Source organism: Rhizobium albus, assembly GCA_030160035.1.
Lineage (GTDB): Bacteria > Pseudomonadota > Alphaproteobacteria > Rhizobiales > Rhizobiaceae > Georhizobium > Georhizobium albus.
Genome location: BSNO01000003.1, coordinates 493,622 through 506,483, shown reverse-complemented (window position 1 = coordinate 506,483; position 12,862 = coordinate 493,622). Strand labels below are relative to the sequence as shown.

Genomic DNA, 12,862 nt, shown 5'->3' with positions numbered 1-12,862 from the left:
CCTACTCTATTCTGGCGCCATGCGGATCGCGATCCATACGCTCGGCACGCGTGGCGACGTTCAACCCTATGTCGCGCTTGCTCGGGGCCTTAAGGGACGAGGCCATCAAGTTCAGCTTGCCGCCCCCATCCAATTTTCCGAATTCGCTGCGGGGCACGGTGTTCGCTTTAGGGGCCTGCCAGCCGAATTTCTGGCGCTGCTGAACACGGCTGAGGGGAAGGCAGCCGTCGCTGGAGGACAAGGGTTCAGCGCCGGCTTCAAGCTCTTGAAAGAAGTCCGACCGTTGATGAGGAAGCTGCTCGATGCCGAGTGGCAGATGGCGAACGACTTCAACCCGGAAATGATCCTCTATCACCCGAAGTCGATTGCGGCGCCTTATATAGCCAGTGCTCTCGACGTGCCGCATGTGCTGGCGTCCCCCGTCCCCGGCTTAACACCTACCTCGGTCTTCCCGTCGCCTCTGCTTCCTTTCTCGTCACTGGGCCCATTCAACCGGGTCAGTCATTTGCTCGCGATCCACGCGGCCGAACTGCTTTTCGCACGGGAGTTGAAGGCTTGGAGACAAGTGACGCCTGGGTTGGACGATCAACTCAAGCGCAAGCCACGTGCAGGTACGCTTTACGCTTACAGCCCGGCAGTGCTTCCTAAACCCGACGATTGGGGACCGGATGTTCTGGTCACTGGCTACTGGTTTCTCGACGAGCCTGGCTGGCAGCCCGATCCGGATCTGGAGGCTTTTCTCGACGCTGGGCCGCCGCCGGTCTATTTCGGGTTCGGCAGCATGCCGGGGCTCGACCCGGAGAAGATGACCGGGATAATCCTCGATGCCCTCGCCGTGACCGACAAGCGGGGTCTGTTGGCGGTTGGCGGCGGCGCGATCGACCTCGGCAAAATGAGCGATCGCGCCTTTTTCGTCAAAAGTGCACCGCATGATGTTCTTCTTCCCAGGGCATCGGCGGCCGTCCATCACGGCGGCGCGGGGACGACTGCTGCCTCCTTACGGGCGGGCCTGCCGACACAGATCATCCCGTTCTTCGGAGACCAGCCCTTTTGGGGGAGACGGGTCGCAGCCCTCGGAGCTGGTCCTGCGCCTCTGGATCGAAAGACATTGAACGCACCCCTGCTGGCCCAAGCATTGATCGCGATGGACGCCCCGGCGATGCGATCTCAGGCGAACGCGCTTGGTACTGCGATCGGAACGGATCGTGGAATTGAGACGGCTATCGATTTTCTGGAGCGTGTAGGCTCCCGAGCAAGCAGGGCATCTTGACGCCATTGGATGCCAGCCGATTGCTCATTGGAGCAACATCGGGGTGCATCGCCTGTCAACACCGCTGAGCGTCAAAAGCGCGGCTTCGTAAAACAGGCGAGCCGTCAGCGGCTTATTAGCTCTTCGTGCTCTGGCGCGGGTTGCCATCTGGCCCGATGTGACGTTATGAGGCGTCATCCATCAGGACCCGGTGAAATTCCGGGTGGCTCTTCCGGCCGCCGATCCGCCGGACAACTAGATCAAATACCGTCTTCCGGTGCGACCCTTCTCTCAGAAGAGGCCGCTGGTTTGGTTTTCTCATCATCTGGATTTTCATGACTTCCTTGTCCGCTTACCGCGCGCAATGGTTCGGCAATGTGCGCGGCGACCTGCTTTCGGGCCTGGTCGTTGCCCTGGCGCTCATTCCCGAAGCCATCGCCTTTTCGATCATCGCTGGCGTCGACCCACGGGTCGGCCTCTATGCCTCGTTCTCGATCGCCGTGCTCATCGCCTTCGTCGGTGGACGTCCCGGCATGATCTCGGCTGCCACTGCTGCGACTGCTGTGCTCATGGTCACGCTCGTGCGCGACTACGGGCTTGAGTACCTGCTGGCCGCCACCGTTCTGGCGGGCCTGCTGCAAATTCTCTTCGGCTTGTTGAAGCTTGGCGCGCTCATGCGGTTCGTCTCGCGCTCGGTGATGACCGGCTTCGTCAACGCGCTGGCCATTCTCATCTTCATGGCGCAGATCCCCGAGCTCGTCGGCGTTCCGAACCTGACCTATGTCATGGTCGCGGGCGGCCTCGCCATCATCTATCTCTTCCCCTATCTCACTAAGGCCGTTCCGTCGCCGCTGGTCTGCATCGTGGTGCTCACGACCCTGGCCATCGTCTTTGGCCTCGACGTTCGAACCGTGGGCGACATGGGTGAACTGCCCTCCACCCTGCCGATCTTCCTGATCCCGGACATTCCGCTGACTTTCGAGACGTTGGTGATCATCCTGCCCTATTCGGCGGCCGTAGCGGTGGTCGGCCTGCTGGAATCCTTGATGACGGCGCAGATCGTGGACGATCTGACCGACACGCCATCGGATCGCCACCAGGAATGCATCGGCCAGGGAATTGCCAATACGGCCACCGGCTTCATCGGCGGCATGGCAGGTTGCGCGATGATCGGCCAGTCGATCATCAATGTGAAGTCAGGTGGGCGCGGTCGGCTCTCAACCTTCGCAGCCGGCATCCTCCTCTTGTTCATGATCCTGGTGCTTGGCGACCTCGTCAGCCAAATCCCAATGCCGGCGCTCGTCGCCATCATGATCATGGTCTCGATCGGCACCTTTTCCTGGTCGTCGATCGCCGACCTCAAGGATCATCCGCGCTCATCGTCGATCGTCATGCTGGCGACCGTCGTCACCGTCGTCTTCACCCATAATCTTGCTTATGGCGTCCTCATCGGCGTGCTGCTGTCGGGCATCTTCTTCGCCTGGAAGATTGCGCAGCTCTTCCGTGTTTCCTCTACACTCAGCGGCGATGGGCGCCACCGCACCTATACGGTCGAAGGTCAGCTTTTCTTCGCCTCGGCCGAAGATTTCATGGCGGCCTTCGATTTCAGGGAGGTGCTGGAGAAGATCACAATCGACGTCTCGCGCGCCCATATCTGGGACATCTCTAGCGTGGCTGCGCTCGACATGGCTGTTCTGAAGTTTCGCCGAGACGGAGCCAAGGTCGAGATCGTCGGCATGAACGAGGCAAGCGAGACCATCGTCGATCGCCTAGCTGTTCACGATAAGCCAGGCTCGCTCGACAAGCTGATGGCGCATTGAAGCCTTTTTTCCGCAACGCTGCCTCGAAGTAGCCTGTTGCCAGGTGCAGCAGTCACCGGTGGTGGAATCACAAATTGGCCCGCGACCTTCGAGAGGCGCGGGCCATTGGGTAAGGATTGAGTATCGGGCATCACTCTCCGCTTCGGTTGCCCTTTCCAAGGTCGCTCTTCGCCCGATGGTCTTTGTCCAACTTCTCGAAGCTCTCGATGACTTCGTCCGTTTCCTGCTTCACATCGGGAACGGCTTGTCTCTCGTTGTGCACGTTGGATTGATCATCGCCTTGAAGCCGGTTTCGGCCCATGCGCTCGGATGCAATATCGACTTCGGTCCGCTGGGCGCTCTTTGCTCTCTCAGCCATCTCGGTCTCCTTTTTTCTCTCCAGGGCCAACGAGACGCCACGCGCCATGTTCCGATCCGTCGCGTCATTTCCTGCCGGCATCACGAAAAATTTCTTTTGGAACATAGCGAGAGGCCCACAGTTGGCAGGGCTCCACCGCTCTTCAGGGAGCGAGATGGAGAACGCCCCCTCCGTTGATCGCAGCCGATTTGGCGACCCGGAAGCCGGTATGGAAGACCGCGAAAGAACCGATCAGTTCTGGACGCAGCTCGGCTGACCATGCGTCACGTTGGACACCGTTGCTGACGGGTCCATTCGGGTGGGCGGATGCCGGAGGCAAGGGCTCCGTGTCCTCTTCCGGCCTCCGCTGCCTCTTCGATTCCAAGACACTACAAGAGTTGGGTTGAGGGCATCGTCACGCTTCTCGCTTCGGCCAGCCTCCGCGCGTGGTCCAAGCGTCAGTGAAAGTCGTCAAAGACGGCCATCCGGAAACATTCGAAACAAAGGAGAACCATCTCATGAATACTAAATCTGTATTGGCACTCACGCTGCTTTGCAGCACCGCTGTCACTCCCCTGGCACAAGCACAGGATGCTCGCGGTGGCGAGGGTATGATCGGGCAACGAAATGCTTCGAACACCGCCTGCACGGATCTGCAGCGCATCTCGGAGGAAAACGCCGAACGGTTCCAGCAAGCCTGGATCGACAATGCCGACGTAGCTGTTGACGTCGGCGATCCCACACAATGCGCAGTTTATGTCGAACGAGCCGAGGCGGCATTGGAAGAAGCGCAGACACGCGGCGACGAGAGCGCGGAGACCGGAGACCGCATCATCGTGGAACAACCGGAACCAACAGTCACGGTTCAGCAGCCCGCTCCAGAAATAACTGTGAGCGCGGCGGAGCCGGAGGTCACGGTGAACCAGGGCCAACCGGAGATCATAGTGCGTCAGGCAGAGCCTACGGTAAGGGTTCACATGCCCCAGCCGACAATAACGATCGATCAGCCGGAGCCCGAGATCATTGTTCGAATGCCAGAGCCCGACGTCAATGTGCGCTCACCCGAGCCGCAGGTCGAAGTTTCTCAAAGCGAGCCGCGCGTATCGGTCGAGCAACAGGAACCCGAGATCGCGGTCCGGGAAGGCGACGAAGCGCAAGTCAATGTGCGCAGTGGAGAACCCGTGATCGCGCGCACACAGAGGAACGACGACGGCAATGCGAACGTCCAGATCGAGCGTGCGGAGCCACGTATTCGGTACGAGCGGGCTGAGCCCAATATCGAACTAACCAGCGAAGGCGAACCACAGATCGAGTTCTCCCAGTCCGGTGAACCGCAAATCAGCATGGAGCGCAGCTCAGACGATCGACCGGCGGCGGAGCAGGCAAACCAGAGGCAAGCCCGAACGCTCCCCAATGAGGAGGAGCGGCAAGGCGACGCGTCAAGGCGATCGGCTCAGTCGTCCGAACAGTCGGCTGACCGCAATGAACGCCAGTCCGTGTCCTCAGAGACGAGGCAGGCCGTCGCGGTCAGCGAGATCATCGGCCGTGACGTCTACAACGCCCGCGACAACCAGCTTGGTACAGTCGATCGGCTCGTGTCCGATGGAGATGATGTCTTTGCCATCCTCGCTCACGGCGGCTTCCTGGGGCTTGGTGAGCGGGAGGTCGCCCTGCCGTTCGATCGACTATCGATGCATGATGAGCGAGACGTGCTGATCCTGCGAGGAATGACGCAGGACGAGATCCGTGATTTGCCGCCGTTCGACGCAAATGGCGTTCGTGAGCTTCGGCGCACTCAAGAGATCGACATGAGCAGCCTCTAGCAGCCGAAGACCTTCAAACAATATGGCCGGGCGGTGAGCGCCCGGCCTTTTATGTTGGCGGTGGCATGCCGGTTTTGCCGGCGTCAGAACCGACTGCCGCGTTTGATCTCAAAGCACAGGCCCGAAGGGCTCCGCTTTCAGCAGACGCGCGAGATGAACTGCATTTCGCGTCGCCATACGTATCGCTGCTGTCACCGCCTCCGGCACATCATCCAGATCGCGAAAATCGACTGCTGACATCGCCTCCCCGACCCAGTAGCTCACGGCATTCGGAGCGAGTGCGAATCCCACGTCGTTAAGTGCCTGATAAAGCTCTGCAGACACATGATGGGCGCCGTCTTCGTTGCCGACGACGGCCACAAGACCGACCCGATTGTATCGGGATCGATTTCTTCCCGGAGCAGCGAGCAAAGACGAGATCGTCGACCGTCTGAACATCTGCCGTCATTGGATGGTGCGGGATGACGAGACGGTCGAGATGCTCGCTGGAAATCCGCTGGCGGACAATCCGGAGCTTGCTGATCCTCAAGCCGATGACGATCGAGATTCGTCATGGACGTCATCCGTGAGCTCGAAAAAGCGCTGTCACCCGACGCCGGCTAGATCTCCGCGCCGCGTTATTGCGCCTGTTCGAGCTCAATGATCAGACGCTTCATTTCGTCGATTTCCCGCACCTGGGCATTGATGATTTCGTCGGCGAGTGCGCGGACCCGCGGATCCCTGATCCGGGCACGCTCGCTGGTCAGCACCGCGATAGAGTGATGCGGGATCATCGCCTTCATGTAGGCAACATCACCGACGGTGGTCTGGCTTCGCAACAACCATAAACTTGCTCCGAAGATGACGACGCTGAGTGCGACGATGGCAATGTTCACTGTCCGGTTGCGGTACATTGCCCCCATATAAGCAAGCATGATCACGGCCATGGCGGCGCCCATGTAGAGCGCCATCCAGGTACGGGTCTGGCTGTAGAAGACATGATCGGCAGCATAGGTGTTCAGATACATCAGACCGAACATCACGATGGTCGACGTGACGATCATCGCTCCAAAGCGGGTGTAGCTCATGACGCGCTCCTTCAGGTTCTTTCCCGCAAAGAACGCGCCTGCTGCGTTGTTCCATCAGACATCTAAAGAACGCGGCGTCCAGCCATTTCCAGGAGCTATGCGAAACATCTGGCTCCGGCAGGTGTTCGACTGCACAGGACAGTTGATGTGGAGTGCACGATGAAGCCGACACAGCTTTTTCATGTCGATGCGAGAAGCCATCTGATGGTTCACAAGCGCATCTATGCAATGTCGGAACTGCTGCATACGATCGTCGACGTCGCTGCTGCACTTTGCTTTCTGACAGGCAGCATTCTTTCGCTGAGTGATGAGACGAAAGCGATCGCGACGTGGTTCTACATAGTCGGATCGTTCTTTTTCCTGCTGAAGCCAATCATCAGGATATCGAGGGAAGTGCGCTACGCCGCACTTGGTGATGTGGACGCCCTAGCCCGTCGAGCCGGCTGGAGCGGCGTGCGCGATATGGATTGAGCCTTTCTGCTCTTGCCTCGAAGTTGACAACGCGGTTTACATAAGGAGCTTCCATGAATTGGAGCGACATGTTCTTCCAGAACTGGGAAGGCATCATCCGCACAGTAATCGTGGGTGTTCTGGCCTATGCCTCGCTGGTGGTTTTTCTGCGCGTTTCTGGAAAACGCACGCTCGCGAAGTTGAATGCGTTTGACTTCGTAGTCACGATCGCGCTGGGATCCACGCTTTCAGCTATCCTCCTGCAAGAAAGCGTGGCGCTCGCTGAAGGCGCAACCGCGCTCGCACTGCTGATCTTCCTCCAATATCTCGTGACCTTCATGTCCGTCCGGTCGAAGCGCATTGCTTCCGTAGCCCGCTCGGAGCCATCGCTCCTTGCAAGGGATGGCGCCTTCTGCCAGGAGACGATGAGACATCAACGGGTCACGCAGGATGAAGCCTTAAGTGCCATCCGCAGCGCTGGCGGAACGACCGTCGCGTCGGTCGACTATGTCATCATGGAAAGCGATGGGACGCTCAGTGTGGGGCTGAAACAAGCGTAAGGCGAGCCGCCGACATAGGCCATTCCAGTTCAGCATTGGCCGATCATGCATTATCTCGCGGAGCAGTTGAACTGGCTCCGACATCCGTAGCCAAGTCGCCAAAAATAATTTCGAAGTTCGAAGCATTATTCCCGAGCATCCGGCGCCGTCTCGGCTGTTTGCGTTATTTGCAGCGCTGTGATACCCAAATACAGAACAATCTAATTCGATGATCAAATTAAAATCACGGCCTCTCGCGGGCCGGGCTGGGAGATCGTATGACTGCAGCAGATCCCGAAAAGGGCTATGTCGCCATTCTTGGATGGAGTCTCAAGGCGATTGAGGCAATCGCGAAATTCGATCGCCGCTATGTCGTCGTCGCGCCTTATTGGGCCGAGGAGTATGCAACCGCCAACGATATCCCGTTCATCAAATGGGATTTCGAGCGGCTGAATGACCGCTCGCATGAAATTGCGCAGACGCTCAAAGACATGGGCGTCGACGTTGCCATCCCGCTGTTCGAAGAAACTGTGGAGTGGGCTGGCGCCATCAATTCCGTCCTTCTCGGCAATCCGCGTCTTCTTGGTCAGTCGATGCTGTTTCGTGACAAGTCCCTGATGAAGCGTCGCGCCCAGCTCGGCGGTATCCGAGTGGGCATCTTCGAAGAGGCGATGGACAAGTCCGATGTCATTCGGTTCCTGAAGCGCGTCAACCAAACGCTGCTCAAGCTCGAAGGCGACGTGAACGATCCGATCCACATGAAAGCCTTCGACAAGGCAGGCTGTCTCGGGCACCGCGTGATCAGGACTGCCGACGACGTCGATGCGATTTCAGACGACGAGTTTCCCGCTCTCTTGGAATCGCATTTGGACGGCTGGGAATTTGCGGTGGAAGCCTGGATCAAGGACCGAAAAATCCAGTTCCTCAACATATCGGAGTATGTGACGCTTGGTTACTCTGTCTTTGTGCCTGCCACGCCAGAACTGGAAAAGTGGCGCGGCCGCATTACGGAACAGATCGAAAAGCTGATCGACGTGTTCGATATCGACTTTGGCTTCATCCATCCGGAATACTTCGTCACGAATGACGGTACGCTCTATTTCGGTGAAGTGGCCTATCGTCCGCCAGGGTTCAATGCGTTTGAGCTGATGGAACGTGCCTACGGCTTCAATGCTTATCAGGCGCTGGTGCTCGCCTTCGATCCGAAGTCGACACAAGATGAACTGGATGCATTTTTCCCGGAACCTGTCACTGGAGCGCAGGGACATGCGGGATGTTTCGGCGTCTATCCGCGTCGGCGCGTGGTGAGCGAGTTGCAGATACCCGACGAAACCGAGAACCATAGCTATTTCGAGTTCCACGAACTTGCGCCGCCGATGGAGCAGAAAGTGACCAAGCGCACGGCGTTTGGGACCCATTGGGGGTTGGTCTACTTCTTCGGCAGCGACGCGCACCAAATGCGGGACCTGCTGAAACGACAGGAAGAGCTGGATTTTTACGTCTAGCGATTGCTTCGTTCTCTGGCGCAGGTCGCTATCGATCGAGACTGAGCCCTGCGGCATGCTGGACAAACCGTCCACAGGGCGGAACCGCAAGCCACAGGCACGGAACATTGATGAACCACCTGGAAATGACACGGCGACCGCTCGCTGAAACTGTCGGACAGTTCGACCGCATGCTCGAGCAATTGGAGAATGCATCGTCCTTCGCGAAGGCCAACTATCAAGGCCGTTTGCTCGACGTCGCTCGCAGGATCATGGTGAACGATGGCGGACTGGCTGTACTGCGTGACAGAGTGGCCAGAGCCGATGCTGCAGGCTTGTTTGCGGGCTCCGATTGGGACCGTCCGGAAGCTCTCTTGCCCGGCCTGGTCGGCGGTACGTTGAGAGATGGTCCGCTTCAAACCAAGATGCTTGAATGCATGAGCCTCTTGCGTTTCGGCGTAGTCGCCAGCGGCTCATATCAGAAGACCGGACTGACGGCTGAGGCAGCATCGGAATTCTTGGCCAAGGTGTTGGCGCTCAACCTCGCCCGCATATTCGGTACAAGCGACGAAGCCAGCCGGGCGTCGGCCGGGTCTCTCGATCCAGCAATAAACCGCCTCTTCTCGACTCTGCTCGAAATCGTCGGACCGATGACCATCCAGGAGAAGCTCGTGGATGAGGTCCATCGTGTGCTTGCCCAGCGTCCAATCCAGATCGACCACATCAAAGGGATGATTGCCCAAATCGCGGTGACAGGATCGAACGCCAACTTTCCCCGATCCCACCTGTCCGATCGGGCCAGGCGGCTTGTCGAGGCCGCGTTTTCCCCCACCTCTTTATGCGCCGATGACCCCGGCCTATGCCGCTACGGAGACCGCCTCTCTTCAGCAGACGACGAAACGCTCAAGCTCGAAGCCGAAACGCTCGCCAAGCGCATGCATGAAACAGGCATCGTCTCCGACTATCATCCCGCATTCGTCCGTTGGGCGGTCGACCACCGAAGCGACGCGCTTCTGGGCAGAGCACTTGGATTGAGCAGCACCGGGCTCGATGCGATGCGATGCTATTCGGCGCTGACCCACGACCTTATCCGTACTGCGGTCTTCCCCGAAACCGCGCAGGCGGTGTTGGGTCTGGCGCTCATGCTGGAGCGAGGGATCCTGTATTCACCACCTGTCGCCCCGTCGTTCTGGCGAATGCTCGATCTGACCATTTGCAACGCGGTGCAGACGGTGCTGTCGCAAAGGTTCGGCACAAGGGTTGAGCCGAGGGCTTACCTCGTGGCCGGGCTGCTGCAGATGCTTGGCCTGCCGCTCGGCGTGGGTCAGGGCAACAATCCAACCTGCCAATCAGCCCGAGCACTCTCTCTTTGGGCGTTGAATGATCCGGACTACCTGCTGCATATCGTGGCCCAAACGGCGCTGCACGATAATCTCATCATGCATTTCGAGGGGCAGCGGATCGAAAGCAAAGATCTCGGGCACGGCTTGGTGACGACCCCCGTGCTGGACACCGACCCGATATCAGCGATCCTCGTGCCTCACCTGGATAAGCTCTATGCGGAAATGGGCCGCCGCTGCGGGAACCGAGGTGAGGATCCCCATCGCTGGATCAACCCTGAACTGCATGGCTGGTGGGTGGGGCGCGATTTCCATATCGCCGTCGACGTCAACAGCGGGCTTTTGGCGGAGCACCGAAATTTCGTAAGCCGGTTCTGTGCCGCGTATCATCCGACATGGAACGGTCATCAGCAGATCGTTCACCCGCAACCAGTCGGAATAGCGGCGACGACCAACACCGGCACATTTATTGGGTGGCACGCCATCAGCCTGATCAGGGTTTCGCTGGACCAAGATGGAGTGATGCGCGTTTATTTTTACAACCCCAACAATGACAGTGGCCAGGATTGGGGTAACGGCACTGTCGTGTCGACGGAAGGTCATGGGGAGCGCTTTGGGGAAGCCTCTCTGCCTTTCGAGCAGTTCGCGGCTTATGTGTACATCTTCCACGATGATCCCATTTCAGCTGGGGACTGCTCCATCGTGCCAGCCAGCCTGGTCGATAAAGTGGTCGCATTGACCGCAGCCGGATGGGGAATGTCCCGCCAGCCCGAATAGTCCACCGCTTCGACGCCCAGCGCCTCAACCGGCCACCGGTCGATCTCATCCCCGCTTACTGCGGGATCCAGAAGGCTCAACTCAAAATCCGTGGGATATGCCAATTTCCGGAACAACTCATATACCCAGCCGTTTCCTTTCCATGGGATCAAGGCGAGGCCTCGTCCGATGATGGGCTCGCCCCATGGGGAGAAGGAAATGGCCAGGTATTTTTTCGACGTCGTGGATGGAACGCGCATCGCCAAGGATGATCAGGGTCTGCAGATGGTCGACCTTGAAGGAGCGCGTACTGCAGCAATGAATACCGTTGGGCAGATCACACGTGAGATCCTGCCAGACGGTTCGCGGCGTCACGTCGTCGTCAAAGTGAGGGACGAGGAAGGGTCCTACGTCTACGAATGCACTGTCGATTCCCAAGGGGCGGATTGCCGGGCGTTCGACGACGAGTCAGTTCTCTGACGCAATACTGGTGCGGCGGACACAACATATTCTTCGATGTAAATTCTCGGATTGGCTGGGCATCTTTACCGAGTATCGGCGTCGCCGCGGACTTCCGCGTAAGCCTTCGTAACTTCGGCGCCGAACAGCACGATCTGGGATGAGTAATAGATCCAGAGAAGTATCGTGACGATAGACCCAGCCGCCCCGTATGTCGATGCGACCCCGCTGCTGCCGATATAGAAGGCGATCAAAAACTTGCCGAGCGTGAACATCAGCCCCGTCAGCAGCCCGCCGACCCACGCGTCATGCCACGCTACCGGAACATCCGGCAAAACCTTGAAGATTGCCGTGAACATTGCACTAGCGCTGGCGAGGGCCAACAGCGAATTGAACGCGAACAAAACCACTGACCAGCCTGGAAGCTTCTCGCCAAGATAGGTACCAACTGCGGTGAGGCCTGCGTCGATGACCAGCGAGACCAGCAGCAGGAATCCGATGCCAATGACGAAGGCGAAACTCATCAGCCGGCTGCGTGCCAAGGCCAGTCCCCAATGGCGAGCAGGCGGGGCTTTCCAGATCAGGTTGAGTGCGTCCTGCAATTGAACGAAGGCGCCGGTCATGAGCACGAGGAAAGTCACCGTCCCGACAATAGTTGCGATGATACCGCTTCCTGTGTCGCGCGTATTCGCCAGCATGGCCTCGAGCGCCTCCGCACCCCGTGGACCCAAAAGTCCGCCCAATTCTCCCACGAGAGCGCCTTGGGCCGCTTCCTGGCCGAACACCAATCCCGCCACGGCAACGGCTGTCAGGAGCATGGGAGCGAGCGCGAAGAGCGTGTAGAACGCGATTGCCGCACCAAGGCTCAACGCTCGATCGTTCAACCAACCCTGCGCGGCCGATATTGCGACTTCTTTGACACCTGACAATCCGATCAAGACCATCCTCCGAGCAAGTGTAGGCTGGTACCAGGTCAAACGCATTCGCGACCGGTCCGCCCGCCGAGTGCGGGAACAGGCCTCTTCATCCGGCGAACGCTCAAGTGTGTGCGCAAGTTGCGGCGAGACTGAAGTCCGAGCTCAGTAGTGTTCGTTTCGTTCGCAGATTACCGCACAACAAGAACTGAGATCTTCGCGTGTCGCACGACGCGGGCGGCATTCGGGCCGATGAGGAAATCTTCCGGGCCTGGCGTGGCAGCGGCGAGAATGATCAGATCTGCCTTAGCGACATCCGCGTAGCGCAAGATCTCTCGATAGATCGACCCATGCCCGACGATATGACGGTGGCGGATGTCGGCCGGCACGTGCGCCTTGGTAAAGGCGTGCAGCAGACCGTCCATGTGCTGGATCGCCTGTTGCTCATGCTCCTTCGGGAAGAAGCCGCCGACGATCGCCATCCCGTAGTCAGGCACGACCGTCATCACATGCAGTCGGCAACCGAAGACCTTGGCGTAATCGATCGCCGTGCTCAGTGTTTTCTCGGCCATCATCTTGTCGCCGAGATCGAGAGAAACGAGGATTTCGCTGTACATCGTCGTC

General features: G+C 58.7%; 12 protein-coding genes, 1 pseudogene and 1 other annotated feature. Of the genes and pseudogenes, 8 read left to right on the top strand and 5 right to left on the bottom strand.

Annotated features, from left to right (window positions below):
* The first annotated feature begins 19 nt into the window (after nt 1-19).
* Together QQL76_RS10195 and QQL76_RS10190 are read left to right on the top strand one after the other, a co-directional pair.
* On the top strand, nt 20-1,270 hold the full coding sequence (locus QQL76_RS10195; protein WP_499207541.1) for a glycosyltransferase: 1,251 nt from the start codon (nt 20-22) through the stop codon (nt 1,268-1,270).
* 180 nt (nt 1,271-1,450) lie between these two features.
* Nucleotides 1,451-1,506, top strand: a sequence feature (sul1 is cis-regulatory element that is thought to sense ions involved in sulfur or methionine metabolism; They are found in Alphaproteobacteria).
* 78 nt (nt 1,507-1,584) lie between these two features.
* Entirely contained in the window at nt 1,585-3,069 is a 1,485-nt protein-coding gene (locus tag QQL76_RS10190) for a SulP family inorganic anion transporter (protein WP_499207540.1), read from the top strand.
* Between the two features lie 130 nt (nt 3,070-3,199).
* On the opposite strand, the gene QQL76_RS10185 is transcribed toward QQL76_RS10190, so the two are convergent.
* Nucleotides 3,200-3,475: a hypothetical protein gene (locus tag QQL76_RS10185; RefSeq protein WP_499207539.1), complete on the bottom strand. Its 276-nt coding sequence runs from the start codon at nt 3,473-3,475 to the stop codon at nt 3,200-3,202.
* A gap of 392 nt (nt 3,476-3,867) precedes the next feature.
* On the opposite strand from QQL76_RS10185, the gene QQL76_RS10180 reads away from it, so the two are divergent.
* Nucleotides 3,868-5,229 carry a PRC-barrel domain-containing protein gene (locus QQL76_RS10180; protein WP_499207538.1) on the top strand — a complete coding sequence of 454 codons (1,362 nt, stop codon included), beginning with the start codon at nt 3,868-3,870 and terminating at the stop codon, nt 5,227-5,229.
* 108 nt (nt 5,230-5,337) lie between these two features.
* On the opposite strand, the pseudogene QQL76_RS10175 reads toward QQL76_RS10180, so the two are convergent.
* Both QQL76_RS10175 and QQL76_RS10170 read right to left on the bottom strand, forming a co-directional pair.
* A pseudogene (locus tag QQL76_RS10175) lies at nt 5,338-5,607 on the bottom strand (NADPH-dependent oxidoreductase); the annotation flags it as partial.
* A gap of 239 nt (nt 5,608-5,846) precedes the next feature.
* Nucleotides 5,847-6,296, bottom strand: a complete 450-nt coding sequence (locus QQL76_RS10170) for a DUF305 domain-containing protein (RefSeq protein ID WP_499207537.1) — start codon at nt 6,294-6,296, stop codon at nt 5,847-5,849.
* A 159-nt stretch (nt 6,297-6,455) separates the two neighbouring features.
* Here QQL76_RS10170 and QQL76_RS10165 point away from each other — a divergent pair, with 159 nt between their 5' ends.
* From QQL76_RS10165 to QQL76_RS10145, 5 genes are all read left to right on the top strand, one after another.
* Nucleotides 6,456-6,767 carry a YrhK family protein gene (locus QQL76_RS10165; RefSeq protein WP_499207536.1) on the top strand — a complete coding sequence of 104 codons (312 nt, stop codon included), beginning with the start codon at nt 6,456-6,458 and terminating at the stop codon, nt 6,765-6,767.
* A 68-nt stretch (nt 6,768-6,835) separates the two neighbouring features.
* Nucleotides 6,836-7,306, top strand: coding sequence for a DUF421 domain-containing protein (locus tag QQL76_RS10160; RefSeq protein ID WP_499207535.1), 471 nt, complete (start codon nt 6,836-6,838; stop codon nt 7,304-7,306).
* 257 nt (nt 7,307-7,563) lie between these two features.
* Nucleotides 7,564-8,790, top strand: coding sequence for an ATP-grasp domain-containing protein (locus QQL76_RS10155; protein ID WP_499207534.1), 1,227 nt, complete (start codon nt 7,564-7,566; stop codon nt 8,788-8,790).
* A 110-nt stretch (nt 8,791-8,900) separates the two neighbouring features.
* On the top strand, nt 8,901-10,886 hold the full coding sequence (locus QQL76_RS10150) for a hypothetical protein (protein WP_499207533.1): 1,986 nt from the start codon (nt 8,901-8,903) through the stop codon (nt 10,884-10,886).
* A 198-nt stretch (nt 10,887-11,084) separates the two neighbouring features.
* Nucleotides 11,085-11,345: a DUF6894 family protein gene (locus QQL76_RS10145; RefSeq protein WP_499207532.1), complete on the top strand. Its 261-nt coding sequence runs from the start codon at nt 11,085-11,087 to the stop codon at nt 11,343-11,345.
* 65 nt (nt 11,346-11,410) lie between these two features.
* On the opposite strand, the gene QQL76_RS10140 is transcribed toward QQL76_RS10145, so the two are convergent.
* A complete protein-coding gene (locus QQL76_RS10140; protein ID WP_499207531.1) occupies nt 11,411-12,262 on the bottom strand; it encodes a YihY/virulence factor BrkB family protein in 852 nt (283 codons plus the stop codon).
* Nucleotides 12,263-12,429: 167 nt separating this feature from the next.
* Entirely contained in the window at nt 12,430-12,855 is a 426-nt protein-coding gene (locus tag QQL76_RS10135; RefSeq protein ID WP_499207530.1) for a universal stress protein, read from the bottom strand.
* Nucleotides 12,856-12,862: the final 7 nt, after the last annotated feature.

Excerpts from the sequence above, each read along its gene's own strand:
- QQL76_RS10195 (WP_499207541.1), top strand. The coding sequence starts at position 20 with ATGCGGATCGCGATCCATACGCTCGGCACGCGTGGCGACGTTCAACCC.
- QQL76_RS10190 (WP_499207540.1), top strand. The coding sequence starts at position 1,585 with ATGACTTCCTTGTCCGCTTACCGCGCGCAATGGTTCGGCAATGTGCGC.
- QQL76_RS10185 (WP_499207539.1), bottom strand. The coding sequence starts at position 3,475 with ATGGCGCGTGGCGTCTCGTTGGCCCTGGAGAGAAAAAAGGAGACCGAG.
- QQL76_RS10170 (WP_499207537.1), bottom strand. The coding sequence starts at position 6,296 with ATGAGCTACACCCGCTTTGGAGCGATGATCGTCACGTCGACCATCGTG.
- QQL76_RS10165 (WP_499207536.1), top strand. The coding sequence starts at position 6,456 with ATGAAGCCGACACAGCTTTTTCATGTCGATGCGAGAAGCCATCTGATG.
- QQL76_RS10160 (WP_499207535.1), top strand. The coding sequence starts at position 6,836 with ATGTTCTTCCAGAACTGGGAAGGCATCATCCGCACAGTAATCGTGGGT.
- QQL76_RS10155 (WP_499207534.1), top strand. The coding sequence starts at position 7,564 with ATGACTGCAGCAGATCCCGAAAAGGGCTATGTCGCCATTCTTGGATGG.
- QQL76_RS10150 (WP_499207533.1), top strand. The coding sequence starts at position 8,901 with ATGAACCACCTGGAAATGACACGGCGACCGCTCGCTGAAACTGTCGGA.
- QQL76_RS10145 (WP_499207532.1), top strand. The coding sequence starts at position 11,085 with ATGGCCAGGTATTTTTTCGACGTCGTGGATGGAACGCGCATCGCCAAG.
- QQL76_RS10135 (WP_499207530.1), bottom strand. The coding sequence starts at position 12,855 with ATGTACAGCGAAATCCTCGTTTCTCTCGATCTCGGCGACAAGATGATG.